26 protein-coding genes are annotated in these 23,097 nt (G+C 67.9%); 14 read left to right on the forward strand and 12 right to left on the reverse strand.

What is annotated here, in order from left to right; translation table 11 throughout:
• Nucleotides 1-74 precede the first annotated feature (74 nt).
• The 3 genes from ROP_RS01800 to ROP_RS01810 are packed head-to-tail and all read left to right on the forward strand — an operon-like array spanning nucleotide 75 to nucleotide 3,322.
• Nucleotides 75-1,544 carry an APC family permease gene (locus ROP_RS01800; protein WP_012687638.1) on the forward strand — a complete coding sequence of 490 codons (1,470 nt, stop codon included), beginning with the start codon at nucleotides 75-77 and terminating at the stop codon, nucleotides 1,542-1,544.
• Entirely contained in the window at nucleotides 1,528-2,967 is a 1,440-nt protein-coding gene (locus ROP_RS01805) for an FAD-binding oxidoreductase (protein ID WP_012687639.1), read from the forward strand. Before ROP_RS01800 ends, ROP_RS01805 begins: the two co-directional genes overlap by 17 nt.
• 13 nt (nucleotides 2,968-2,980) lie before the next feature.
• Entirely contained in the window at nucleotides 2,981-3,322 is a 342-nt protein-coding gene (locus ROP_RS01810) for an HNH endonuclease (RefSeq protein WP_012687640.1), read from the forward strand.
• Between the two features lie 30 nt (nucleotides 3,323-3,352).
• Here ROP_RS01810 and upp read toward each other — a convergent pair whose 3' ends face one another.
• The 3 genes from upp to ROP_RS01825 are packed head-to-tail and all read right to left on the reverse strand — an operon-like array spanning nucleotide 3,353 to nucleotide 6,533.
• Nucleotides 3,353-3,982, reverse strand: coding sequence for a uracil phosphoribosyltransferase (upp, locus tag ROP_RS01815; RefSeq protein WP_012687641.1), 630 nt, complete (start codon nucleotides 3,980-3,982; stop codon nucleotides 3,353-3,355).
• 17 nt (nucleotides 3,983-3,999) lie between these two features.
• Nucleotides 4,000-5,265, reverse strand: a complete 1,266-nt coding sequence (locus tag ROP_RS01820) for a URC4/urg3 family protein (protein ID WP_012687642.1) — start codon at nucleotides 5,263-5,265, stop codon at nucleotides 4,000-4,002.
• A complete protein-coding gene (locus tag ROP_RS01825; RefSeq protein WP_012687643.1) occupies nucleotides 5,262-6,533 on the reverse strand; it encodes a GTP cyclohydrolase II in 1,272 nt (423 codons plus the stop codon). The genes ROP_RS01820 and ROP_RS01825 overlap by 4 nt, the downstream gene beginning before the upstream one ends.
• A gap of 175 nt (nucleotides 6,534-6,708) precedes the next feature.
• Between ROP_RS01825 and ROP_RS01830 the strand changes: the two genes are divergently transcribed.
• The gene (locus ROP_RS01830; RefSeq protein ID WP_043824053.1) at nucleotides 6,709-8,094 is read left to right on the forward strand and encodes a DUF2252 domain-containing protein; all 1,386 of its coding nucleotides are present in this window, start codon (nucleotides 6,709-6,711) and stop codon (nucleotides 8,092-8,094) included.
• Between the two features lie 19 nt (nucleotides 8,095-8,113).
• Here the strand turns inward: ROP_RS01830 and ROP_RS01835 are convergent, their stop codons facing one another.
• Nucleotides 8,114-8,464 (reverse strand): hypothetical protein, encoded by a 351-nt coding sequence (locus ROP_RS01835; protein ID WP_012687645.1) that lies wholly within the window; start codon nucleotides 8,462-8,464, stop codon nucleotides 8,114-8,116.
• Between the two features lie 108 nt (nucleotides 8,465-8,572).
• Here ROP_RS01835 and ROP_RS01840 point away from each other — a divergent pair, with 108 nt between their 5' ends.
• The 3 genes from ROP_RS01840 to ROP_RS01850 all read left to right on the forward strand — a co-directional run bounded on the left by ROP_RS01840 (nucleotide 8,573) and on the right by ROP_RS01850 (nucleotide 10,921).
• Nucleotides 8,573-9,172: a TetR/AcrR family transcriptional regulator gene (locus ROP_RS01840; RefSeq protein ID WP_012687646.1), complete on the forward strand. Its 600-nt coding sequence runs from the start codon at nucleotides 8,573-8,575 to the stop codon at nucleotides 9,170-9,172.
• Between the two features lie 45 nt (nucleotides 9,173-9,217).
• A complete protein-coding gene (locus ROP_RS01845) occupies nucleotides 9,218-10,315 on the forward strand; it encodes a calcium:proton antiporter (protein ID WP_012687647.1) in 1,098 nt (365 codons plus the stop codon).
• Nucleotides 10,316-10,393: 78 nt separating this feature from the next.
• Nucleotides 10,394-10,921, forward strand: a complete 528-nt coding sequence (locus ROP_RS01850) for a hypothetical protein (RefSeq protein ID WP_012687648.1) — start codon at nucleotides 10,394-10,396, stop codon at nucleotides 10,919-10,921.
• A 39-nt stretch (nucleotides 10,922-10,960) separates the two neighbouring features.
• Here ROP_RS01850 and ROP_RS01855 read toward each other — a convergent pair whose 3' ends face one another.
• Nucleotides 10,961-11,479 carry a PadR family transcriptional regulator gene (locus ROP_RS01855; RefSeq protein ID WP_012687649.1) on the reverse strand — a complete coding sequence of 173 codons (519 nt, stop codon included), beginning with the start codon at nucleotides 11,477-11,479 and terminating at the stop codon, nucleotides 10,961-10,963.
• A 104-nt stretch (nucleotides 11,480-11,583) separates the two neighbouring features.
• On the opposite strand from ROP_RS01855, the gene ROP_RS01860 reads away from it, so the two are divergent.
• From ROP_RS01860 to ROP_RS01885, 5 genes are all read left to right on the forward strand, one after another.
• Nucleotides 11,584-12,066, forward strand: coding sequence for a DUF1707 SHOCT-like domain-containing protein (locus ROP_RS01860; protein ID WP_012687650.1), 483 nt, complete (start codon nucleotides 11,584-11,586; stop codon nucleotides 12,064-12,066).
• Nucleotides 12,067-12,624: 558 nt separating this feature from the next.
• Nucleotides 12,625-12,954, forward strand: coding sequence for a hypothetical protein (locus ROP_RS01870; RefSeq protein WP_043824057.1), 330 nt, complete (start codon nucleotides 12,625-12,627; stop codon nucleotides 12,952-12,954).
• Nucleotides 12,955-13,049: 95 nt separating this feature from the next.
• Nucleotides 13,050-13,244, forward strand: a complete 195-nt coding sequence (locus ROP_RS01875; RefSeq protein WP_043824059.1) for a hypothetical protein — start codon at nucleotides 13,050-13,052, stop codon at nucleotides 13,242-13,244.
• Nucleotides 13,245-13,249: 5 nt separating this feature from the next.
• Nucleotides 13,250-13,504 carry a hypothetical protein gene (locus tag ROP_RS01880; RefSeq protein ID WP_012687654.1) on the forward strand — a complete coding sequence of 85 codons (255 nt, stop codon included), beginning with the start codon at nucleotides 13,250-13,252 and terminating at the stop codon, nucleotides 13,502-13,504.
• 174 nt (nucleotides 13,505-13,678) lie between these two features.
• Nucleotides 13,679-14,404 carry a DUF3105 domain-containing protein gene (locus tag ROP_RS01885; protein WP_012687655.1) on the forward strand — a complete coding sequence of 242 codons (726 nt, stop codon included), beginning with the start codon at nucleotides 13,679-13,681 and terminating at the stop codon, nucleotides 14,402-14,404.
• A gap of 218 nt (nucleotides 14,405-14,622) precedes the next feature.
• On the opposite strand, the gene ROP_RS01890 is transcribed toward ROP_RS01885, so the two are convergent.
• The 3 genes from ROP_RS01890 to ROP_RS43945 form a co-directional block, all read right to left on the reverse strand.
• The gene (locus ROP_RS01890; RefSeq protein WP_043824062.1) at nucleotides 14,623-15,585 is read right to left on the reverse strand and encodes a nucleoside hydrolase; all 963 of its coding nucleotides are present in this window, start codon (nucleotides 15,583-15,585) and stop codon (nucleotides 14,623-14,625) included.
• A complete protein-coding gene (locus ROP_RS01895; protein ID WP_012687657.1) occupies nucleotides 15,582-15,947 on the reverse strand; it encodes a DsrE family protein in 366 nt (121 codons plus the stop codon). The genes ROP_RS01890 and ROP_RS01895 overlap by 4 nt, the downstream gene beginning before the upstream one ends.
• A gap of 156 nt (nucleotides 15,948-16,103) precedes the next feature.
• The gene (locus ROP_RS43945) at nucleotides 16,104-16,343 is read right to left on the reverse strand and encodes a hypothetical protein (protein WP_231868846.1); all 240 of its coding nucleotides are present in this window, start codon (nucleotides 16,341-16,343) and stop codon (nucleotides 16,104-16,106) included.
• 36 nt (nucleotides 16,344-16,379) lie between these two features.
• Here ROP_RS43945 and ROP_RS01900 point away from each other — a divergent pair, with 36 nt between their 5' ends.
• Nucleotides 16,380-16,988 (forward strand): poly-gamma-glutamate hydrolase family protein, encoded by a 609-nt coding sequence (locus ROP_RS01900; RefSeq protein WP_231868847.1) that lies wholly within the window; start codon nucleotides 16,380-16,382, stop codon nucleotides 16,986-16,988.
• A 43-nt stretch (nucleotides 16,989-17,031) separates the two neighbouring features.
• On the opposite strand, the gene ROP_RS01905 is transcribed toward ROP_RS01900, so the two are convergent.
• Both ROP_RS01905 and ROP_RS01910 read right to left on the reverse strand, forming a co-directional pair.
• Nucleotides 17,032-18,312: a serine/threonine-protein kinase gene (locus ROP_RS01905; protein ID WP_012687659.1), complete on the reverse strand. Its 1,281-nt coding sequence runs from the start codon at nucleotides 18,310-18,312 to the stop codon at nucleotides 17,032-17,034.
• A 133-nt stretch (nucleotides 18,313-18,445) separates the two neighbouring features.
• Nucleotides 18,446-18,940: a hypothetical protein gene (locus ROP_RS01910; protein ID WP_012687660.1), complete on the reverse strand. Its 495-nt coding sequence runs from the start codon at nucleotides 18,938-18,940 to the stop codon at nucleotides 18,446-18,448.
• A gap of 177 nt (nucleotides 18,941-19,117) precedes the next feature.
• Here ROP_RS01910 and ROP_RS01915 point away from each other — a divergent pair, with 177 nt between their 5' ends.
• The gene (locus ROP_RS01915; protein WP_012687661.1) at nucleotides 19,118-19,300 is read left to right on the forward strand and encodes a hypothetical protein; all 183 of its coding nucleotides are present in this window, start codon (nucleotides 19,118-19,120) and stop codon (nucleotides 19,298-19,300) included.
• A gap of 30 nt (nucleotides 19,301-19,330) precedes the next feature.
• On the opposite strand, the gene ROP_RS01920 is transcribed toward ROP_RS01915, so the two are convergent.
• A complete protein-coding gene (locus ROP_RS01920; RefSeq protein ID WP_012687662.1) occupies nucleotides 19,331-19,720 on the reverse strand; it encodes a hypothetical protein in 390 nt (129 codons plus the stop codon).
• 141 nt (nucleotides 19,721-19,861) lie between these two features.
• Nucleotides 19,862-22,891: a serine/threonine-protein kinase gene (locus ROP_RS01925; RefSeq protein ID WP_012687663.1), complete on the reverse strand. Its 3,030-nt coding sequence runs from the start codon at nucleotides 22,889-22,891 to the stop codon at nucleotides 19,862-19,864.
• Between the last annotated feature and the right edge of the window lie 206 nt (nucleotides 22,892-23,097).

Consider the following 23,097-nt stretch of genomic DNA (forward strand, 5'->3'; position numbering starts at 1 on the left):
AGTCCCGTTGTCGCGGGTCTTTTCGAAGTGATTCACCCTCTCCGCAGTTCCCGATCGAACGTGAGGCGGCCGAGATGACGACAGAACGCGTGATGGGATCTAAAGCTGCCGATCAAGAATGTCAGGACTGCGGCTACGAACCGGAGCTGAAGCGAACTCTGGGCTCCTTTCAGGTGTTCGCCGTCTCGTTCGCGTTCATCTCGGTGGCAGTCGGGATCTTCGGCACCTACGACGACGTACTTCGCGACGCGGGGCCGGTGGGGATCTGGCTCTGGGTCGTCGTGGCTCTGGGACAGATCCTGGTGGCGCTGGTGATCGCCCAATTCGCGGCTCGGATCCCACTCAGCGGCTCCTCCTACCAATGGGCCTCACGGCTGGCCAACCCGAAAGTCGGCTGGTTGTTCGGTTGGCTGACCTTCTGCTACCTGGCGCTCGGCGTGGTGACGGTCGACAATGCGATGGCGAGTTCCGCCCTCATGCCGCTGTTCGGCATGCAGCCCGACGAGGGCACGGCCCGCGTGATCACGCTCGTCGTGGTGCTTGTCCAGGCAGTGCTCGTCGTGTTCTCCACGCGCCTCGTCGGCTTGATCACGTCGGGCGCGGTGGGGCTCGAACTGGTGATCGTCGTGGTGCTCGCGATCGGGCTCTTCGTCGCCGTGCCGATCACAGGCGAGGGCTCGGTCGGCAACCTCACCTCCCGCGGTGTCGCCGAGGGCGCCCCCAATTATTTCGCCGTGGGCGGCGGATTGATGGCGGCGACGATCATGGGGCTCGCCACACTCGTCGGCTTCGACTCCGCGGCGAACATGGCTGAGGAGGCCAAGGATCCGTTTCGCAGCGTCCCGCGCGCGATCGTGGGGTCGGTGGTGGCGGCGGCGGTGCTGGGACTGGTGTTTCTGATCGCGCTCACCATCGCGATCGAAGATGTTCCCCGGATCAGCGACAGTGACACGCCGGTGGCGGCGATCCTGCGCGATCAGCTGGGTCCGGTGATGGAGCGAACCCTTCTGGTCGCAATCGCGTTCGCCTTCTTCGGCGCGGGGATGGTGACCTTGGCGACCTGCTCGCGCATGGTGTTCGCGATGTCGCGCGACGCACGCTTCCCTGCTCACCGGCTGATGCGCCGGGTCAACCCGCGCACGCAGACACCCATTCCGGCGACCATCTTGATCGTCGTCGTGGGAGTCGTCCTGATGGCCGCACTGCCCGGCGGTGCACTGCTGGAGTTGCTCACGGTGGGAACGGTCATCTCGGCGGTCCTCTACGGCGGGATAGTCGTCCTCTATCTTGCAGTCCGCACACGGTTGGATCGGAAGGAAGGCGCGTTCGACCTCGGGCGCTTCGAGCTACCGGTCGCGATCTGCGCACTGGTGTGGTCGGCCTTCGTGGTGTTCGTGATCGTGTCGCCCTCAACTGCGTTGACCTCGATATTGATTGCGGTCGGATTGCTCCTCGCGGGCGGGGTGTACTTCACCTATCTGTTGATATTCAAACGCGACGTATTGGACACCGAGCCCGGAGACGCCGATGTCTTCGCGCACTGACCGCGCGGCGCAGCACCTCACCACCACCGCCAACGTGCTCACCGGCGACGTGGTGCGTCCGGGCGATTCCGGGTACGAGGAGGCTCGGGTCGGCTGGAACCGCCTGTATTCCCGCTACCCGGAGGCCATCGTGTTCTGCTGCGACACGCAGGACGTGGTCAACGCTGTCCGCTGGGCCCGAGAGGAAGGTATCGCCCTTCGTGCCCGCAGCGGACGCCACAGCCTCGACGGCTGGTCGTCGCTCGACGGCGGCCTGGTGATCGATGTCAGCCGGATGAAGGACATCGTGATCGATGAGTCGGCGCGCACGGCGACGGTGGGAACGGGTCTGACGCAGATGGAGACGGTCGCGGCGCTCGGGCAACACGGCTTCGCCGTTCCGACCGGCTCGGAGGGCGGTGTCGGACTCGGTGGTGTGATTCTCGGGGGCGGCTTCGGGCTACTGACCCGCAGCATGGGCATGGCCTGCGACAACCTGCTTGCCGCGGAGGTCGTGGTCGCAGACGGCGCGCGGTCGGCGAAGGTCGTGGAGGCCACCGAACACCGCAACTCCGACCTGCTGTGGGCGTGCCGTGGTGGAGGCGGCGGCAACTTCGGGATCGCGACGTCCTACACGTTGAGGCTGCACGAGCTTTCGAACGTTACGTTCCTGGTCGCGAGGTGGAGCGGTCACGGCGACCTGGCTGACCTGCTTCGCGCGTGGCAGCGCGAGGCGCCGGTCGCAGACAATCGGCTCACGAGCGCACTGGAGGCGGATTCCACCGCGGTCGAACTGTCTGCACTGCTGTACGGCGGTTCGCGGCGAGAACTCGAGGACCAACTGCGCTCGCTGTTGGCGATCGGCAGTCCCGAGGTGACGGTGACGGAGGACGCGTGGCCCACCGTGTACGGCGACGTGGACAGGGGGCCGAACGACGTCCCCTTCTGGAAGTTCTACTCCCAGTTCGTCACCCGCCCGTTACCCGACGAGGCGATCGATCTGATCGTCCGCTTCATGGACAACACTCCCAGCCCGCCGAGCAACTTCTTCTGCTCGAGCTTCGGTGGGGCCGTGCGTCACGCGCCGCCAGGGGGATCCGCGTTCCCGCACCGCGACGCGCTGTTCTACTGCGAGCCGGGCGCGGCGTGGAACGACCCCGCCCTGAACTCGGCGGCACTGGGCTGGGCCGCCGACTTCTGGCGCGCATTACGACCCTACGGCGACGGCGCCTACGTCAACGTGCCCAACGCCGCTGCGTCCGACTGGGAGCGCGAGTACTACGGCTCCCACCGCGAGCGGCTGCGCGAGGTCAAGGCCACCTACGACCCCGAGAACGTGTTCAACTTCGAGCAGAGCGTGCCCCTGTCGCCGGCTGACCCGTCCCGGGCCCTACGCTGGGGCGATGGCGGTCAACCGAAGTCGCAAGGCCAGGGGAGCCCGTAAACGCAAGCGTCGGATGGACAGTGTCGAGCACGACCTCACCGACGAGCAGTGGAGTGCCCTCACCGAGGCGTGGGGCGGCTGCGCGTATTGTGGTGCGACCGACAAGCCGCTGCAACGCGACTGCGTACAGGCACTGTCCCGCGGCGGGCGGTACACCCTCGACAACATCGCCCCGGCCTGCGGCTCCTGCAACGCCAGCAAATGCAACGACGAGGTCACCGGCTGGCTGCGGCGCAAGCGGCTCGACGAGCGTGCCTTCCTGCTGCGTCACATCGAAATCAAGAGTGCACTCGCACGGCGATTCCCCGCGGAACCGGACCCCGCGATCGAGATGCCGGATACCGCCGCCCCGTGACCCGCAGGCCGCCGGTAGCGACCGCACCTGCTATTTGGTGCCGAAGATGCGGTCACCTGCGTCGCCGATGCCGGGGAGGATGTAGCCGTGCTCGTCGAGTTGACGGTCGACGGCGGCAGTGTAGATCGGCACGTCGGGATGCGCCTTGTCCAGCGCGGCAACGCCTTCCGGACAGGTCAGCAGGCAGACGAATTTGATGGATTTGGGACCGCACTCCTTCAGCCGCTCCACCGCCGCCACCGCGGAGTTACCGGTGGCCAGCAGCGGATCGACCACCACCACGTCGCGCTCGTGCAGGTCGCCGGGCATCTTGAAGTAGTACTCGACCGCCACGAGGGTCCTGGGGTCGCGGTACAGACCGATATGCCCCACCCGCGCGCCCGGCACGATCGTCAGCATGCCGTCCAGGATGCCGGTGCCCGCGCGCAGGATGGACACGAAGACCAGCTTCTTCCCGTCGATGACCCTGCCGGTCGTGACCTCGAGCGGCGTCTCGATCTCGATCTCCTGCATCGGGATGTCGCGCAGCACCTCATACGTCATCAGCGCGGAGATCTCGTTCGCCAGTCGGCGAAAACTGTTGGTGGAGGCATCCTTACGGCGCATCATCGTGAGCTTGTGCTGCACCAGCGGGTGGTCGATCAGGTGTACTGTCCCCATGTGTTCGTCCTCTCGTTCTAGAAGACCGTGCCGTCGCTGACGACGGAGAGCGGTGGCAGCCCACCACGGGTGCGCTGTGCCAGCGCACGGCCCGCCGCCCAGGTGCCGCCTTCCAAGACGCAGGCCAGCGGCATCTCCCGGGCATCCACATCCAGCCGTGCGCGCACCAGCGGGGCCAGTTCGTCCAACAGCGCCACCGTCAACGCCCGCCATTCGACGATGAGTTCGTCGCCCGCAGCCCAGCTGCGCGCAGCCCAGCCGGGGTCGCGCAGGCGCAGCACGCCGGTGTCCAGCAGCAGGCCGCCGTTGCGGTACTCGGGCAGTCCCGTCAACGCGTCCAGCCCCACCACCTGCACACCGGCCCACTGGAAGGGCTCGAGCAACGAATAGGTCAGCCACTGCGACAGTTTGTGGAACGGCACCCAGCCCCGGGTCAGACCCGGACCGTCCACTGAATCGTGAGGCCAGCAGTCGCCCAGCGGTTCGGTGCCGATGGCGTTGCCCGCCGGCCAGATGCCCGACAGCGACGTCAGCAGCTGCGACAGGATGTCGTGGGCCGCCACCGTCGCCGCGCCCGGTACCTGCGGCGCGACGAGCAGGTCGAACAGACCGCCCGGCCGGCCGTGCAGACCGAACACGTCCGGTTGCACGGCGAGCGCCTCACCCAGCCGGCGCAAAAGCAGCACCCGGCCCTCGAGTCCCACCAACGGATTCGAGGGACCCACCTGGAACGCCTGGGCCAGCCGGTCCGCGTCCAGGCCACGCAGTCCCGCCGCGTCGACCCGCAGCGGCTGCGCGCCGTCGCTCGAGAACAGTCCGCCGAGGAAGGCGTGCCAACTCGCGACACCCAGGCCCTCGGAACGGGCGAAGCGCTGCCCGCTCGCCTCCTCGCGGTACTGCCAGTCGGGACCGGCGCCGGCATCGAGCAGCACGCTGACGACGGCGAGGTCGATCATGGCGCGGGCGCGGCCCGGCGCGTCCAGCGCGGCCAACCGTGCATCCAGCTCGGCCTTTCGATCCACTCCGCCGGCCTCGAAATGGCGCCACCGGCTGTGGAACGGGATCTTCAGGTCCGGGTAGCGGGCGTGCGTGACGTCCACGACCTCGCCCGCGGCCGTCTGCAGCGCGCCGTCGTCCACGTCGAACCAGCGGGAGCCGCCCTCGCGCGCGCGACGCACCAGCAGTTGCGCGCGTTCCCGCACGGCGGTCGTGGTGCGCAGGGCCGCCGCCGCACCGTCGGCCCGCCCGACGTCCAGGACGGGACCGACGCCGGTGACGCTCACTCGTCCAACTCCCGGCCCTTGACCTTCGCCAATTCTTCGGCGTCCGGCACCGCGCCCGGGGTGAAGTAGCCGGCCGCCATCTTCGCGTCGATCTCCACTCGCGCGTCGGCCGGAATCAGATCGGCGGGGAGGTCCACTCGCTCCCCGACCTCGATGCCCGAGCCGGTGATGGCGTCGTACTTCATGTTGCTCATGGAGACCAGGCGGTGGATCTTCCGGACACCCAGCCAGTGCAGCACGTCCGGCATCATTTCCTGGAAGCGCATGTCCTGCACGCCGGCCACGCATTCGGTGCGGGCGAAGTACTGATCGGCGGTGTCTCCGCCCACCTGGCGCTTACGGGCGTTGTAGACCAGGAACTTGGTCACCTCACCCAGCGCGCGCCCCTCCTTGCGGGAGTAGGCCACCAGGCCGACACCGCCGCGCTGCGCGCCCTGGATGCATTCCTCGATCGCATGGGTCAGGTACGGACGGCACGTACAGATGTCGGAGCCGAACACGTCCGAGCCGTTGCACTCGTCGTGTACGCGCGCGGTCAGTTCCACCGCGGGATCGGCCAGATCTCGCGCGTCACCGAAGATGTACACGGTCTGCCCGCCGATCGGGGGCAGGAACACCTCGAGGTCCGAGCGCGTCACGAGTTCCGGGTACATGCCGCCCGTCTCCTCGAACAGCACACGGCGCAGATCTGTCTCGCTGCAATGAAAGCGCTCCGCCACCCCCGGCAGATGCCAGACGGGCTCGATCGCGGCCTTGGTGACCAGCGCCGCACCGCTGGGCAGCAGGAAACGCCCGTCCGGATGCAGGCGACCCTTCTGGATGGCGTCCATGATCTCCGGCAGGATCACATGCGCCTTGGTCACGGCGATGCTGGGCCGGATGTCGTGGCCGGCCGCCAATTCGGCCGCGAAGACCTCGGCCACCGTGGCGCCCCACGGATCCAGGCTCACGATCTTGCCGGGCTCGCTCCACTGCGGATACGGGCCGACGGCGTTCGTGGGCGCGGTGTTGGTGAGGTCGGCCTTGTGGTGACGCGACAGCGCACCCGAAGCGACAGCCAGCGCCCGGTAGATGCTGTACGAGCCACTGTGCGTCCCGATCACGTTGCGGTGGGCGCGATTGGTGGTGGTGCCGACCACCGGACCGCGCTCGGACGCCGTGGGCGCGCCCCAGTGAACCGGGATAGCCCCGACACCGCCACTGTGGGACGTCAGTCGGATGTGGCCGGCGGGGTTGTCGGGCGTCGCGGCAACGGGTTCAGCGGACATAGCGTTCCTCCCTCGAGGAAGGCCCGGCGGCACGGCATGCCTCCGGAACGTGTCTCCGGTGCCGGATGCTGCCCGCCACCGGAAACCGAAGCATAACCACTCTTCAGCCACAATGTCGTGCGGCGAAGACGCCGAGCGTTCAGACCGCGCACATGCCTCCGATAGTGTCGCCGGGGTGACGAAGAATCGAGCGCGCGCCGTGGATCTGCGAACCCAGGACGAGGCGGACGACGTATTCACGCGCGGCGACGCGTTGCAGGCAAGCGTGCCGTCCCGTGCACACGATCATGCCGCGACCGGCGCCGGCCGGCCGGATGTGCTGAACTTCGTCGAGGCCGACAACGAGGGCAGGTTGACGCATCTGGTCCCCCTGCGGATCGGCCGGATGATCGCCTCGCCGTTCGCCTTCTTCCGCGGCGCCGCCGGCCTGATGGCGGCCGACCTCGCCGCCTCTCCGGTCACCGGACTGACGGCGCAGCTGTGCGGTGACGCGCATGCGGCGAACTTCGGCCTGTACGGGACGCCGGACGGTCAAATCGTCATGGACATCAATGATTTCGACGAGACCCTCCCCGGTCCGTGGGAATGGGATCTCAAACGTCTCGCGGCCAGCCTGGTCCTCGCCGGACGCGAGGGCGGAGTGTCCGAGAGCGGGTGTGTCGAGGCCGCCGAAGACGCCGTCAAATCGTATCGGCGCACCATGCGCGATCTCGCCGAACTTCCGTTCCTCCAGTCCTGGAATGCGCTGCCGGACAAGTCGGTGCTCGCGCGGGCAAAGGCCGACGCTCTGCTCGACGACTTCGACAAGGCCGCGCAGAAGGCGCGACGCAACACCAGCGAGAAGGTGGCGGCGAAATGGACCGCCCATTTCGAAAATCACGAGACCGGGATACGCCGGCGACGGTTCGTCGACGATCCGCCGATCCTCACGCACGTGGATCGCGCGACCGCCGATGCGGTGACCGACGGGTTGGAACGCTATGTCGACTCACTTCGGGAGTCGCGACGGAACCTGATCACCCGATTCGTCGTGTCCGACGTCGCCTTCCGGATCGTCGGGACCGGCAGCGTGGGGCTCCGCAGCTATATCGCTCTGCTGCACGGCAATCGGGACGAGGTGCTCGTCCTTCAACTGAAACAGGCCCGGCCGTCCGCACTGGCGGCGTACCTGCCGGTCGACGAACCGAAGCACGAGGGCAAGCGGATCGTGCACGGTGCCCGGTTGGTGCAAGCGGAATCGGACATCCTTCTGGGCTGGACGACGATCGACGGCCTCCCCTACATCGTGCGTCAGTTCCGGAACCTCAAAGGCGACATCGATCCGACCGGTCTGGAGCAGGATCATCTCGATGATTACGGCCGCCTGGCCGGCGCCCTGCTCGCCCGCGCACACACCCGCTCACTCGACCCGCGGGCGCTCGCCGGATACTTCGCGGGCGACACCGAACTGGACGAGGCGATCGGCCGGTATGCCGTCCGCTACGCCGATCAGACCGAAGCCGACCACGCAGAACTGGTGGCCGCGGTGAAATCGGGGCGGATGGCCGCCGAACCGGCCTGATCCGGCACGAGTAGCCGGATCAGCCCGGTGTGGCGGCGGAGCGCCGTCGCCGCCAACTCAACCACCGGAGGGCCACGGCGAGGATTCGCGGCACGACGAAGTACACCGCCGTGGGGACGACGACACCGGTCAGCGACAGCGCGCGAAGCCAGGTCGGCCAGGTGGCAGTGATCGGGCCCGACAGCGTCATGACGGTCATGCCCAGCGTGACGAGCGGGAAGATCGAGACCCAGGTGACGGCAACCCGCAGGTGAATGGACGGCGCCGGCACGACGTCCTGGACAGTCCGGCCCGTCCGCGTGCGGCGACTCTTCGTTGCCACCGGGGCGAGCTGCTCCACCACTGCGGATGCCAGAGCGAGAGATTCCATGCTGAGAGCGCCCTTCCAAGTTCCAACTATTCAGTTGCATTTGGAGAGTAGAGCGCCGGTAGACAACTTTGCAACCAAACAGTTGGAGTTTGCCGTTAGGATGCACCGGTGGCGTGGGATACCGAACGAACCAAGAGACTCCTGCTCGAGGCGGGCGCCGAGGAGTTCAGTGCCTTCGGACTGGCCGGCGGCCGAGTCGACCGGATCGCCGCGAAAGCAGGAGTGAACAAGGAGCGCATCTATCAGTACTTCGGCAAGAAAGAGGCGTTCTTCAGCGCCGTTGTCGAGAGTGAACTCACGGCGTCGCTGGATGCGGTCGAACTGTCCGGAGAGGGAGTGTCGGCCGTCGCCGACTACGCCGGCCGTCGATTCGACTATCAACGCTCGCACCCGGCCTTCACCCGACTGCTGTTCTGGGAAGGCCTCGAACTCGAGAAGCCGGTCGCCGAGGAAACCCGTCGGAAACACGCACAGACGCTGGTCGCGGGAGCGCAACAAGCCACCGGCCTGTCCGAGGCCGACGCCCAGGAACTTCTCATCACGGTGATCACCCTGGTCGACGGTTGGGGCACCCTCCAGACCGCGGACCGACTGTTCTCGCCACCTCCTTCCCGCCGCGACGACCGGGATTCACGACGCCGCGAATTCATCGTGATGACCGTCGAAGCCGCCACCGACGCCGCGATCGCCCGGACCGATCGGACCTGACCCATTGCGGTGCACGGGACCGGATCGAGCTGGCAAGGTCTAGTCATGGCATTCGGGTGGCGGTCGGTCGCTGCGGAGTGGCCGCTGGTGATACCACCCGTCGCGGTTGCGGTGCTGGGCGTGACCTGGGGCCGCCACATCGGCACGGTCGTGGTGCTCGCCGTCGCGGTAGTCCTGGTCGGTGCGGTACTCGCGGCCGTTCATCACGCCGAGGTGGTTGCACACAAGGTCGGTGAGCCGTTCGGGTCGCTGATTCTCGCGGTCGCGGTCACGGTCATCGAGGTCGGACTGATCGTGACGTTGATGATCTCGGGTGGCCCGGCGACGGCGTCGCTGGCCCGCGACACGGTGTTCGCGGCGGTGATGATCACCGTCAACGGCATCGCCGGGTTGTCGCTGTTCGTCGGCTCACGACGGTACGGGGTCGCGCTGTTCAATGCCGAGGGGACCGGCGCGGCGCTGGCAACGGTGGCGTCACTCGCAACGTTGAGCCTGGTGCTCCCGACCTTCACGACGAGCCGACCGGGTCCCGAATTCTCCTCGGCCCAATTGATATTCGCGGCGGTCGCCTCGCTGGTGCTGTACGGGATGTTCGTCCTCACCCAGACCGGGCCGCACCGGCACTTCTTCCTGCCGGTCATTGCCGATGAACCGGAAACCGGCGACCGGAGTTCCGCTCCCCCGACGGGCAGGATGGCGGGCGTGAGCCTCGCCCTCCTGGTGGTGGCGTTGTGCGCGGTCGTGGGTCTGGCGAAGGTGGAATCGCCCGCGATCGAGGACGCGGTCGAGGACGCCGGATTGCCACAATCCATCGTCGGTGTGGTCATCGCGCTGCTCGTGCTACTGCCGGAAACCCTCGCCGCGGTGCGGGCGGCGCAGCGAAACCGGATCCAGATCAGTTTGAACCTGGCCTTCGGATCGGCGATGGCCAGCATCGGTTTGACCATCCCCGCCATCGCCGTCGCGTCGATCTGGCTGGACGGGCCGCTTCTGCTCGGCCTCGGTCCGACCCAGGTCGTGCTGCTCGCGATCACCGTGGTGGTCGGCATGCTGACGGTGGTTCCCGGCCGCGCCACCCGACTCCAGGGCGGCGTCCACCTGGTGCTGTTGGCCGCGTACGTGTTTCTCTCCGTCAACCCCTGACCGCGGTCCGCCACCTCGTCGCCCGTGGAGACGTCACCAGCGCGCCCCCCGGATTCGCGTTCGGGTAAGTTTCCGCGCATGAGAACCGCATCGTGGGTCAGCGCGGCGACTGCGGTGTTGCTCGGCGCCACCGCTGCCGCAGCCTGGCGGAAAGCGAATCTTGCCGATCAGGCCAGGCACGAAGCGGAGGCCGCGCTGGAGGCGGCGCTCGGGCAACTCGAAGCGATGACCAGGATCGCCGAAGCCGCGCAACAGGCGCTCCCGCGGCCGCTGGAAGTCGAGTTCGACGTCCAGCGCATCCGTGGACCCGTCGACCGGTTCCGGCTACACAATGTCGGAACCGGTATCGCCACCGACGTGCGATTCGTCGTCGATCCCGCCGAGGAGCAGAACCGGCGGGTCCCGACGCCGCAGTGGCTGCACGAAGGAGCGGTGACGTTGCTACCGAAGGAGTGGGCCGATTTCTCCGCGAGCGCACTGTCTCCCGTCGCCGGCTCGTGGCGAATCGTGTTTCCGGCCTTCGTCACCGTGATCCACGACGGGGCCGGGACTCCGCAACGAGTAGACCTGCCGACGACCGTCACCGAGGACGGCGTGATCGGCTGACTGCCCGCCGTCGGCACCCAGCGAGGCACGATCCACCGTTCACTGCCTCAGCCGGTCCGCGACCAGGTCGAACCAGTCGAGCACCGCGCGCTCGTACACGATCCCGAAGTCGAGTGTGGCCAGCGCAAACCGGTTGGATTCGTGCACGGCCGCGTCCCGCTCGTACTCCGCGAGTTGCCTCTCGTGGGCCGCACGGTGCGAGTCCACCATGTCGGCCAATCGGTCGGGCGGAAGGTGCGCGCCGAATGCGACGGTGAGAAGCAACGGATAGCGAATGTTCTCCGGGCCGGGTTCGCGCTGAATCCATTCGGCGAACGCCCGTCGACCCTCGTCGGTGAGTGTGTAGGGCTTGCGCTCGCGGGCACCGCGCTCCCCCGCCTCGATCAGGCCGGCACGCTCCATTGCCGCGAGCTCCCGATAGACCTGACTGGTCGTGATCGACCAGAACTTGCCGATGCGTTCCTGCGCGGTCACCACCAGATCCCAACCGGTCTTGGAACCCTCGTGCAGGAACCCGAGGAGCGATGCCGCAGTGGCATTGAGGGGGCGTTCGTCCATCTCGCGGTCCTTCGCTCGGTCGGGGGGTTGACATTCCACTGTGGCATATCGATCATGGTGATAGCGACATTCCACAGTGGAACGTCATCGCCGAGGAGGGTCCGATGCAGTACGCGGACAACATCCGGATATCCGATTCCGAACGCGACCAGGTCGTCGCCGAACTCGGGCGGCACCTCACCGCGGGGCGGCTGACCATCGGGGAGTTCGACCAGCGGGCGGCAGAGGTCTATCGATCGACCACCCGGCAACAGGCCCATCAGGTGTTGCGTGACCTACCGTCCGCAGCCCCCACTGTTGCCGCTGCATCGGTCACGACGCCACCCACCCGTCCGGCGCGTCGCAGAATTCCCGGCCACCAGAAGATCGAATGGCTCGCCTGGGCCGTCGCGGGCGGAATCAACATCGCGATCTGGGGCATCGTCTCACTCGCTACCGGCGCGATGATCTACGCCTGGCCGGTGTGGGTGATAGGCCCGTGGGGGTTGGTGCTGCTGGGCAGGACCGTGCTCGGCCGCGAGAGCGGGTGCAGCAAATTCACGGACGCTCTACGCGACGACCGGATGAGAGCCGTCGCGAGTCGCTGAACCGCTGCCGGCACCCGTCCCGCCCGGCCGAACGGCGTTACCCGGTGAAGCGCGTGGTCCAGAGTCGGATCGTCTCGTCGGTGGCACCGCGCTCTCTCAGCCACCCGTGCACGCCGCCGGGACGGGCATCCCAGAGGGCGAGGACACCTTCGATGGCCTCGGGGACGAGACCGCGCAGATCACGGTCGTTGGGATGCGCCCGACCGGGCTCGGGGGCGAAGCAGCACCGGTCCGGGCGCGGTGGCCGCCACCTGCAGGACGTCCACGAGCCGGTCCCCCGCATTGAGCCGGTCGCCTACGGCTACGCCGCGCAGAACCGACCGGGTACGCCCGAATCGGCCGAAGCGCGTAAGGGCGACCAGCGACGCCGTGACCAGGCAAGACATTCCCTGCAGCCGACCGCGTGGGGGCCTGCGCGGACCAGAAATAGGTATACCCCCCGGTGATTCGGCCGATGTGTCGCGCACCCCGGATGGGCGACGATGTGAGTTGTCTCACTCATGAGCCCGGAGTCGCCCGATGGTCCGACGCCGCCACTGACGGAGGATGCCCGCACCGATGAACGCACAACCGATGACCTGCGGTGACTATGTCACGGCCACCTTCGCTCGCGACTTCGTCGCCGAGGGATTCGACCACGACACAGTCGAGCGCATCCACCGCGGACTGTTCGACGAGTGGACACACGCACTCGCCCAATCGGGCCTGTTCAGCAACGGGACAGTCGCGGCCGCCCTGGACTCCTGGCAGGACGACCCGCACTCCCTCCTCACCGCCCTGCTCGCCAACGCCGACGAGATAACGCTCAAGCGCTACGACCTCGTTTGGGAAGCACTGGAACGAAGCGCCCACGCCGGGTCGGCCGACGCCGTCGTCGAATACGCATGACCCGCCCGCCGGCGGCGATGTCACCGCGAAGTCCACCTCGGCCGGGCCCGACCTCCGCTGCGCCGACCACACCGACCACACCAACGAACGAGACCATGAGCACCAACACATATCCCACCATCGAAACCATCCGCATCGGGCAGTACGGTCACGAGTGCCGCTACTGCGGGCACGCCGTCGCGAAGGACGGCCCGGGCTACCGGCACACCACGACCGGGCAGTTCCGCTGCGATCCCACCAGTCGAGCGCTGCAGGAAGCGCGACTGTCCGACAGCCTGGTTCGGAGCTGACCACGATGAACGCGCCAGCGATGCAGTTGCTCCCGCCGCGTGACGGTCTCGCCGATTACCGCGACGCGGTCGACGCGCTGCGTGCCCTCGAAACGCACGGCAGCCTTCGGGCCGATCCCCGCACGGCACTGCTGTTCGACAGCCTCACCGACGACCTCATCGAGGCCGCTCAGACGAACGAGGCCGGCGACACGATGTCCCAGCGCGAAGTCTTCGCCATGATCGATTTCGCGATATCGCGCCCGCGCCCCTCGCTGTGAACTAGCTGATCTCGACTTCGTGGAGGCCGTCCCACCTCCGCGCTGCATCGATGCACCCCGGGCACCCGACGTTGCACTGCGATTTCCCTTCGTCAGCAACACCCCACCCGTCTACTACGATCCTTCGTAGATGGGATGCGCGGTCTGGGCGCCCGGTGAGACGAAGGATCGGCAATGACGAACGACCGCAGCGAGAGCCCGCAATCCCGGCCGAAGCCAGGCGGGACGCGACGGCGTCTGCCCTGGCTGCTCGCGGCCGCCGCGGTGGCGGTGGTGGGGGCTGTCGCCATCGGTGCGTATGTACTGACCGCCGGATCCGACGACGCCCGAAAAGCCCACGACTTCGCACCCAGCGCGGACAACCCTGACCCGTCATTGGGAATCGAGGGGATCGTCACCGTCGACTATCCGCCCGCCGACCATGTGCAAGCGCCGCAACGAGTGGCGTACGAAGAGAGTCCGCCGTTCGGTGGTGCACACGATCAGTACTGGGCGACGTGCACCGGAATCGTCTATCCCGAAGCGATCCGCGCCGAGAACGCCGTACATTCCCTCGAACACGGGGCCGTGTGGGTGACCTACGACCCGGACCATCTGAGCGCCGACGACGTCACCGCACTGGCGGCGCACGTCGACGGGGTGCCGTACACCCTGATGTCGCCGTACCCGGGTCTCGATTCGGCGGTGTCCCTGCAGTCGTGGGGTCACCAACTCCGACTCGACGACGTCCACGATCAGAGGATCGCCGACTTCCTCACGGCTCTACGACAGAACCCGAACACCTACCCGGAGCCCGGAGCGACCTGTTCGACGGTGCGCGGCGGATTCGACCCCGCCGACCCGCCGCCGTTCGATCCGTCCGCACCGGGTCCGGATGCAGTTCCGGTGGACGGCAACTAGCGCCGAAATTTCCTGCGGAGAATTTCGGCGACCGTGTCGATATCGCGCTCGCCCATTCGACTCATTGGTAGAAGCACAATGAGGAGGTGAGTGCGATGTTGTCGGCACATCTGCTGTCCGGTCTGACCAGTGACGAGGTCGATCTGATCGTTGCGGAGGAACTGCATCTGCTCGATGCCACCGCATGAGCGGCGGTGTCCGCCACTGCACGCGCACCGTCAGTCGCTTCGGGAAATGTCTGCATCGAGGGTGGCAGCGATCCGGTCTCTGATCGAGCGGTAATCGACGTCGATCACGAAACGGTGCACCGTCCCGCGCGCCCGAGCGACGCCCCAGACACTCGACCGCCCGTCCTCCCGGAGCACCTGGGGGTGGGCGTCTATGGCAGACAGCACGGCCGCCGGGTCGAGCATCACGGCAGCTGCGACGGAATCGTGTGAGGTGTAGACCGGGTGCTCTGCGCGGTACGTGGTGGTGCAGTGCCGGTGGTAGTCCTCGGTGATGTCGCGGACGAACGTCGCGACCTTCCCCGGTGCCGAGCGAGCGACCACGTCGGCCCAGGCCAATCTGAGACGGCCGGTGACGTTCATTCCCACCCACGTGATCGGCCCCGGCGCTGCCGCGACGACCGCGGCGGCAGCCGGATCGTGGTCGGTGTTCGTGTCGCCTTTCGCAAGGAAATGTGGTTGCACTGCGGCCTCGGCGCCTCGCCGCGAGGCGGGGCCCATTCCGCCCATGATGGTGACGGCCCTGAACCGCGTCAGGATCCGAGGGTCGCGTGTGACGGCGGCGGCGATGTTGGCCAGCGGTCCGAGGCACAGCAGGTCCACCGCCCCGGGCCGTTCTTCCGCGGCGCGGAAGAGTTGCTCGACGGCGGAACCGGGCGCCGGACGCGCGTCCGGCGGTGGCCGATGGCCGCGGTCGCCGAGTCCGTCGAGACCGTGCGCGGACGGCGTTGCCGGCGGAGGCCCGGGCCGTGGCCGTCCGATACACACCGGAACGTCGCGGAGACCGGCGACGGACAGCACCGTGAGGGCATTCGACGCGGCCTGCCGTTCGGTGCAGTTGCCGAACACGCTCCCGACACCGACGATCTCGATGCCAGGGTCGTGCGCAATGGTGAGGAGGGCAAGGGCGTCGTCGACACCGGTGTCGGTGTCGACGAGTACGTACCGTTTCAGTAGCTGAACGTGACCGCTCCTTCGTCACCGATCCACTTCCACATCGGCACCGTCCCGGCGAGCTCGGCGTTGGATACCAACGCGTCCTTGTCGAGGTGCTTGGCCTCGAAGCAGATCGGACACACCATGTAGGTGCCGCCGGCGTTCTCGAATCGTGCCGCCAGATCGGGAAGCGGCGGACAACCCTCGCATGCGACGCCCTGAATTGTGCCGTCGAGGGCGAGCCGTACCGCTTCCTTCGTGAGAAACATCAGCGTTTGGCGCTGTTGTTCTGCCGCGCCGACCGCGACCAGAAACGCAACCGTCACCTTCTCGGCGTCCTCGAGACCGGTGGTGAGACTGACCACTGCTTTGTTAGTCATGGATTCGAGTCTTCGCCGCGCGACAACTGCCGACAAGGGCCCGTTGGGACGGAACCTGGACTCCAGATCGGTGGCGGACGGCCGTTTCCACCGTGTCCACGACGGATTCGCGCCTAACCTGGGGAGGTGTTCGAAGAGCGTCCGTCACAGCAGATTTCAATCGTTCGCCTCGAAGTCCGTCGAAGTCGATCCACCAGCGCCAACGTCGCCGAACATGTCGGGATTCACCCGCGCCTGCTGGCCGGGATCGGAGCCGAGCCCCGTCAGCAGGTGCGGGTGAGTCGCGAGGGAACGACCGCACTGTTCACACTCGTACCAGGCAACGGTGCAGGAGGGATCGACACCGTGCAGGTAACTGATGGTGGATGCCGTCGGATCGGCGCCGAGTCCGGACACGCAGTGGTCCTCGACCTTCGGTGTATAGACCCCACCATGTCCGAGGCAGAGGCCGAAGTCGAGGGTGAATTCATCGAACGACTCGAGGACGACGGGCGCCACCACCGCCTCGCTGTCCTCGCACCGCACGGCGGCGCCATCGAAAGCCACACGGATCGGCAGGCCGAGCAGGTTTACGCGTCGCTCGGATCACGCGATTCGACACTGTGGACGTGCAAAGGGTGGCGACCGGTAGGCAATGCGTACCGGGCGTGGCACATTTCCTCGGGCGATCTCAGCGTGCGCAGCTTCCCGCTTCTACGCTCCCTGGCTGCACGCCGATTCCGGTGGGCGGTGTCGTTCCACGGTTACAGAGGAGACGACGTCCTCATCGGGGGTCGTGCACCCGCACGCCTCAAATCGGAAGTTCTCGACGCAGTCGCGACAGCACTCGACGGAACCGGCATCCGTGTGCGCGTAGCGGATCCCGGCGAACGGTACAGCGGTGAATCGGCATCCAACCTGGTCAACCGCCTGACCGTCGGCGCTGCGGGTGGAATCCAGATCGAACAGCCCCGATCTGCGCGGACGCTGTACGGACAAGCCATCGCCGCCGCTGTCGGCGAGGTCTGCGAATCCTGGATCGCCGCCGACAGCGGTCGGTGATCACCTCCGGTGGTCGCCGACATCAACCCGTCGCCGATGCGGCTCACGGGCCGGGCGCCCAGCACGGCCCGTCCGGGGGCGGCGTGTGCTCGTAACCCGGGTAGCACGGCAGCACCTGAGGCGCAGGCGCGGGTGCCGGTGCCGGTGCCGGAACCGGCGGCGAGCCGGGTGGGAGGCACGGTCCGTCCGGAGGCGGGGTGTGCTCGTAGCCGGGGTAACAGGGCAGCACCTGCGGAGCGGACGCCGCCGGAGGCGCGGGCGCTGGTGCGGGTGCTGGTGCGGGTGCTGGTGCGGGTGCGGGTGCTGGCACCGGCAGTACCGGCGATTGCGGCGCCGGAGTTTCCGCCGGCGGGACCTCGTCCTGAACGGGAGCCTCCGCGGCCGGTGGCACCTGCTCGGCGGCCGTCGGATTCGCCGCGGCAGTCGATGACGTGGCGGATGTCGGCCCAGCCGCGCTGGACGCCGGCACGGGCACCACGACGTCGGGCGACGACGATTGCGACCCGATGATCACGCCCCCGACGATCGCGACGGCGATGATCGCGGCGAGCGCAAGTCCCGCGAGCAGGAGACGGCGGTTGCGGCCGTTCGGCGGGGTTTCGGGAGCGGGATCCGCGGAAGCCTGCGGCCCTGTCGCCGCAGCACGAGCGGCGGCCGTCGCCAGGTCGCTCGGCGACCGATAGCGCCGCCCGGGATCGGCTGCCGTTCCGCGTGCGATCACGGCCTGCATGCCGACGGGCAGCGTGGAGAACTTCGACGACGGCAACTCCCGGCCGTTCGACGCGAACTGCCCACCGGTCAGACACTCGTACAAGACGGTGCTCAGACTTGGGACTCCCGCCGCGGCGCCGGCAGCGGCAGGGAGCCCGACGTCGGTGAGCTGAACCAGTCCCCCGTCCGTCACGACGACGTTCCCCGACGTCACTCCCTGCTCGACCAGCCCCGTGGCGTGCACGGCCTCCAGCGCCGACGCCAGCTGCTCGACAACCCCGGCCGCGCGAGTTGCCTCCATCGGCCCGCTCGCCTGGAGGATCGTCCGCAGATTCGTGCCGCCGGTTAGCGGAGTTGCGAGGTAGAGCCGGTTACCGATCTGCCCGAAGTCGTGAATCGGAACCACGTGCGGGTTCCGGATGTGTGCCGCGAGACCGGCTTCACGAACGAATCGATCGCAGTATTCGTCGTCCTCGCTCGCGTCCCGCGGCAACGCCCGCACCGTGACGTGCCGAGCGGTGACGGTGTCGAATGCCGCCCACACCTCGCCGTTCTCGTCCACCGACAGCGACCGGTCCAGCCGGTACCTGCCGAACAACGCTCCACTTTGCATTTGCCACTCTCCGCCGATCGAAATTGCCGCGTCTGCGGGACTGTGCACCGGGGACGGGCGACGCATCGGAGAGGCGCGCCCGCCTCCACCGGAATTCTAGGCGGTGGCGGCCGGCGGTTCGCGGCGGAGACGATCAGGGCACGTCGAAGGTGCCGAAGCCCGGAAGCAACGCCTGTGGATACTCGGCCGGGGCCATCGTGCCGACGACGATTCGCCCGCTGCCGGTGGCCACGTCGATCTCGGGACGCGGCGAATCGGTCGACCCGGCGGTCCCGATGGGGATCGTGACCGCGCCGGTCGCCCCGGTGTTCATGTTCAGCCAGTGCACCCGCACAGCATTCGCCCGCATGGCGTTACCCGGTCCGGGAATGCACGTGTCCGCGCTGATGGGATTCAGGACGTAACACTCGCTCACGGTGCGAAACCGCACGACTCCGGGTACCCGACCCGTGACTGCGTCGACGGTGAAGTAGGCGGCGAGTACCGGGCTCATCCCGATGGGCGGGACCTGCAGGGTCGTCACGCTTTCCGTCGTACCCTCGGGCGCCGCGACCGCAATGCCCTGACCGGTGGCGGTGATCACTGTTGCCATGCCGATTCCGGCGAGAATCTTTCCTGCTCTACGCATCCGCACTCCCCCTACCTGCGCCGAGCCGTTCATCGCGAAGGGCTCTCCCTGCATCCTAGGGCCGCACCGGCGTTACCGGATCGGAAGTTGTCGGGACGTCCGGGTACTGTGCTCGCATGCGCAGAACGCACCAAGGCTAGCCCCGGTCCGGGGCCGCCCCGACTCGGGAGAATCCTGATGCGTACTGCGCTCTGCAATGCCCTGTTCGCCGCTTTCGATCACCGGATCTGCTGTGGCCGGATCCCTGAATGGACCGCCCATGTCGGTCAGACGTGGGACACCTACGACATCGCACCGTGGAACCTGTACAACGTGATCTGGCGGATCCAGAACTGGATTCGCTGCGGCATCCGCGATTGATCGGTGTGGCAACTGTCGGACGCACCGCCGTCAGGCATGAAGGCCGGCGCGGTCGAGCTGGGAGACCCGTTGCGGGCTCAGGTCGAGGATGACACCGATGTCACGCACCGAGAGACCCGATCGGCGAAGATGCGCCACCGCCGCCCGCGAGGCCCGCGCTGCACATTCCTGAGCGTGGGCGGCGGACTCGACCTGCCAGTGGGCGGCGCGTGCCTCCATGAGCGCCGCCGGATCTCCGATGTCGTAGTCGAGTTCCACCTCGACGTCCTCGGCCCGCACACCTTCGACCAGATGCACGGCCTCCGCCACCATGGCGGAAATCTGATCGAGTCGCCGCGCCTCGGTGACCGCGCCCTCGACTCCCGGAACCTTCACCACCCACGATCCACCGCGACGGGTGGCCGTCGCCGTCACCTTCATCACGAACCTCTTCCCACCCGGCCCGTATCTCGTGTCTCCCGACCACAAGTCTAGTCCCCCTCTACTGCGCACAACGACACGCACAGAGGACATTCAGAGTGGCGCAGTTGCCGGCGGATCAACAGTCCGCGACCGTTGCTCTCACCAGAAATCGAGTGCCTGCGCGGTCGCAGTCGACTCGGCATGCGTGGGCCGAAGCGCGCCGCCGATGGCGTACACGGTGTGCCCGACCGCTGCGACGGACATCCCGTGGGCTCCGGTGGGCATCGGCGGCAACGCCGACCAGGTCCCCGAGGTGATGTCGTAGGCCTCGACAGTCGACAGCACCCGGGTCGGCTGTTCACCGCCGACCGCGACGATACGTCCGTCGATGAACGCCGCCCCCAACCCACCGCGCGGGGTGGGCATGCCGGGCAGCGTCGCCCACGTCTCCGCCACCGGATCGAACCGTTCGACCGCGGCCGTGTTCTGATCCGACGCCAGATCGCGCCCGCCGATCGCGTAGAAGTACTTCCCGTCCGTCACCCCGGCCAGATGCTCTCGTGACGTCGGAATGTCTTCGACGGTCGTCCATTTCGTGCCGTCGAAGACTTCTGTCGACGCCACGAGTTCGCCGTCCGCCTGTCCCCCGGCGACCACGATCCTGTCGCCGACCACGGCGGCGGCACCGGCCGCCCGCGGCACGTTCAGCGGGGGGAGGTCCACCCAGTTGCCGTCCCGCAGCGCGAGCACCCGGTCCGACGTCTTCCCGGTGAGGTTCGGCCCTTCCGGCACCCAGCCTCCGAGGACCACCAACTCGCCGCCGTATTCGACGGCCATCGCGTGATTGAGCGGGACCGGAAGGTCCGGGCCCGCCTTCCAGGTGTCGATGGCCGGGTCATTGCCCTCGACCTTCGCGGTCGACCCCACGTTGTCGAGTCCGCCGAACACCCAGATCGTCCCGTCCGCGACGGCCGTCGCGGTCTGCTGGCGGGCGATCGGCGCGTCCCTGAGCGGCCGCCACGCCGGCGCCCATTGAGTCTTGCGCGGCGCGATCTGCAGTGCCTCGGACACTGCTGTCGATTCGGCGTGCGTGGGTTTGATGCCGCCGCCGACCGCGTACACCGTGTTGCCGACCGCGCCGACCGCCATCCCGTGCCGGGGCGTGCGCAGGGCGGGAAGTTGCGACCACGACCCTGCAACCACGTCGTAGGCCTCGACCGTCGACAGCACGCGGGTCGGTTCCTCACCGCCGACCGCGACGATGCGGCCGTCGATGAACGTCGCCCCGAGCCCGCCACGCGGGGTGGGCATGCCGGGCAGCGTCGCCCACGTTCCCGCAACCGGATCGAACCGTTCGACCGCGGCCGTGTTCTGATCCGACGCGAGGTCACGCCCGCCGATCGCGTAGAAGTACTTCCCGTCCGACACCCCGGCCAGGTGCTCCCGTGACGTCGGAATGTGCGCGACCGTCGTCCATTTCGTGCCGTCGAACACCTCCGTCGGCGAAACCAGTTCGCCGTCCGCCTGTCCCCCGGCGACCACGATCCTGTCGCCGACCACGGCGGCGGCACCGGCCGCCCGCGGCACGTTCAGCGGGGGCAGGTCCACCCATCGACCGTCGCGCATGGCCATCACCCGTGCGGAGGCGACGGCAGTGAGGTTCTGGCCTTTCGCCTGCCACCCGCCGATGAGTACGGGCTCGTCGTTGTAGGTGACGGCCATCGCATGATTGAGCGGGACGGGGAGATCGGGGCCCGCCTTCCAGGTGTCGATGGCCGGGTCGTAGCCCTCCTGCCGGGCGGAGACACCGTTGTCGTCCAACCCTCCGAACACCCAGATGGTCCCGTCCGCCACCGTCGTCGCCGTCTGCTGTCGGGCGACACGGGCGTCGCCGACCGGCCGCCACGCCGCGGTCGGGTCGACGGCCGGGGGTTCACCGCCATCCTGGGCGATCGGCCCCGCGGTGCCGGGTCCGGTTGCCTCCCTGAACACGAGGTAACCGCCACCGGCCAGCACCAGCGTCACCACCAGTGCGAGCACGATCAGGATCCCGCGCCGCCGGCCGCGGGCCGGCCCACTGCGACCCCGCGCTTCCGGCGGCGGCCAGGGCGACGGACCCGTCGGCGGCCAGAACGGGGCCGAGGGGTGGGAATCGGGCTGGATCTGCTCGGTCGATGCGAAGAATCGGCGCTGACCGTCCGAATCCTCGAACCGGATCTGACGGTAGCCACCCGCATCCGCGGCCGGGTGCGCCTGGCCCGGCTGGGCGGGCTCCAGGGGTGCCAACGCCATCGCGTCCGAACGCAACCCGATGTGTCGCTGGGCGGCTTGGAGTTCGTGGCCGAATTCCTCGGCGGAGGCCGGCCGGGCGAACGGGTTCGGCGCCATCGCCCTCTCGATGACGGCGCACACACCGTCCGGGATGCCTTGAGCGCGCAGGTCCGGCACCGTTTGGGTGCTGATCCTCACGAACTGCGCAACGAGTTCCTCGCCGGTCTTCCGTTCGAACGCCGCCCGCCCCGCGATCAGCGAAAATATCGTCGCGCCCAGACCGTAGACGTCCGAACGCGCGGTCGGCGATTCGCCGTTGAGGACTTCCGGAGCGGTGAACGCCAGTGACCCGGTGAACCCGCCCGTGGCGGTCTCGTAACCGCCGGCGATGTGCGCAATGCCGAAATCGGTCAGCTGCGGCTCGCCGTAGTCGGTGAGCAGGATGTTCGCCGGCTTGATGTCGCGATGCAAGGTGCCGGTCCGGTGCGCCGTCTCCAGTGCACCCGCCAACTTCACTCCGATGCTGATCGCCTCCGGCCAGGGCAGCGGACCTTCTCTGCGGATCTGCACTGCCAGCGAGTCGCGGGGGTGGTAATGCATGACGATGTACGGGCGACCGGTCTCGGTCACGCCGACCTGCAGGATGTTGACGATGTTCGGGTGGCCGGAGAGTCCGCCCATCGCGTAGCCCTCCCGCAGGAAACGCTCGCGGTTCTCGGAGTCGAGGTCCGACGTCAGGACCTTGATCGCGACGATGCGACCGAGCGAACGCTGCAGGCAGCGGTACACGACACCGAACCCGCCCCGGCCCACCTCCTCGGCACCCGCGAATCCGGCAGCGTCCAACTCCGCCACGATCCCGTGGCCGACTGCGCGGACCGACGCCGCCTGGGTCGCGTCTGGGTCGAAATCTGCCATCGAGCGCCTCAGTTCCGTCCGACATCCGCGCCGACGCGTTCACAGCCGCCGAAGACGCGAATATCGTTCTCTCACAAGGGCAAAACGCGGAATTCCCCCGTCGAACGCCGACGGGAGCCGCCCTGTCCGACAAGTATTCGACGCGTCGCGAAGCGCGTCAAGATGACAATTTCCCCACCCCAGGGTGCCTAGCAGTGGCCACGATA

The organism is Rhodococcus opacus B4 (genome assembly GCF_000010805.1).
GTDB classification, from domain to species: Bacteria; Actinomycetota; Actinomycetes; order Mycobacteriales; family Mycobacteriaceae; genus Rhodococcus_F; species Rhodococcus_F opacus_C.

What these genes read in the sequence shown, in the direction of transcription:
- ROP_RS01800 (WP_012687638.1), top strand. Translation starts at nt 75, where the DNA reads ATGACGACAGAACGCGTGATGGGATCTAAAGCTGCCGATCAAGAATGT.
- ROP_RS01805 (WP_012687639.1), top strand. Translation starts at nt 1,528, where the DNA reads ATGTCTTCGCGCACTGACCGCGCGGCGCAGCACCTCACCACCACCGCC.
- ROP_RS01810 (WP_012687640.1), top strand. Translation starts at nt 2,981, where the DNA reads ATGGACAGTGTCGAGCACGACCTCACCGACGAGCAGTGGAGTGCCCTC.
- upp (WP_012687641.1), bottom strand. Translation starts at nt 3,982, where the DNA reads ATGGGGACAGTACACCTGATCGACCACCCGCTGGTGCAGCACAAGCTC.
- ROP_RS01825 (WP_012687643.1), bottom strand. Translation starts at nt 6,533, where the DNA reads ATGTCCGCTGAACCCGTTGCCGCGACGCCCGACAACCCCGCCGGCCAC.
- ROP_RS01835 (WP_012687645.1), bottom strand. Translation starts at nt 8,464, where the DNA reads ATGGAATCTCTCGCTCTGGCATCCGCAGTGGTGGAGCAGCTCGCCCCG.
- ROP_RS01845 (WP_012687647.1), top strand. Translation starts at nt 9,218, where the DNA reads ATGGCATTCGGGTGGCGGTCGGTCGCTGCGGAGTGGCCGCTGGTGATA.
- ROP_RS01850 (WP_012687648.1), top strand. Translation starts at nt 10,394, where the DNA reads ATGAGAACCGCATCGTGGGTCAGCGCGGCGACTGCGGTGTTGCTCGGC.
- ROP_RS01855 (WP_012687649.1), bottom strand. Translation starts at nt 11,479, where the DNA reads ATGGACGAACGCCCCCTCAATGCCACTGCGGCATCGCTCCTCGGGTTC.
- ROP_RS01860 (WP_012687650.1), top strand. Translation starts at nt 11,584, where the DNA reads ATGCAGTACGCGGACAACATCCGGATATCCGATTCCGAACGCGACCAG.
- ROP_RS01870 (WP_043824057.1), top strand. Translation starts at nt 12,625, where the DNA reads ATGAACGCACAACCGATGACCTGCGGTGACTATGTCACGGCCACCTTC.
- ROP_RS01875 (WP_043824059.1), top strand. Translation starts at nt 13,050, where the DNA reads ATGAGCACCAACACATATCCCACCATCGAAACCATCCGCATCGGGCAG.
- ROP_RS01880 (WP_012687654.1), top strand. Translation starts at nt 13,250, where the DNA reads ATGAACGCGCCAGCGATGCAGTTGCTCCCGCCGCGTGACGGTCTCGCC.
- ROP_RS01885 (WP_012687655.1), top strand. Translation starts at nt 13,679, where the DNA reads ATGACGAACGACCGCAGCGAGAGCCCGCAATCCCGGCCGAAGCCAGGC.
- ROP_RS01895 (WP_012687657.1), bottom strand. Translation starts at nt 15,947, where the DNA reads ATGACTAACAAAGCAGTGGTCAGTCTCACCACCGGTCTCGAGGACGCC.
- ROP_RS01900 (WP_231868847.1), top strand. Translation starts at nt 16,380, where the DNA reads ATGTCCGAGGCAGAGGCCGAAGTCGAGGGTGAATTCATCGAACGACTC.
- ROP_RS01905 (WP_012687659.1), bottom strand. Translation starts at nt 18,312, where the DNA reads ATGCAAAGTGGAGCGTTGTTCGGCAGGTACCGGCTGGACCGGTCGCTG.
- ROP_RS01910 (WP_012687660.1), bottom strand. Translation starts at nt 18,940, where the DNA reads ATGCGTAGAGCAGGAAAGATTCTCGCCGGAATCGGCATGGCAACAGTG.
- ROP_RS01915 (WP_012687661.1), top strand. Translation starts at nt 19,118, where the DNA reads ATGCGTACTGCGCTCTGCAATGCCCTGTTCGCCGCTTTCGATCACCGG.
- ROP_RS01920 (WP_012687662.1), bottom strand. Translation starts at nt 19,720, where the DNA reads ATGAAGGTGACGGCGACGGCCACCCGTCGCGGTGGATCGTGGGTGGTG.
- ROP_RS01925 (WP_012687663.1), bottom strand. Translation starts at nt 22,891, where the DNA reads ATGGCAGATTTCGACCCAGACGCGACCCAGGCGGCGTCGGTCCGCGCA.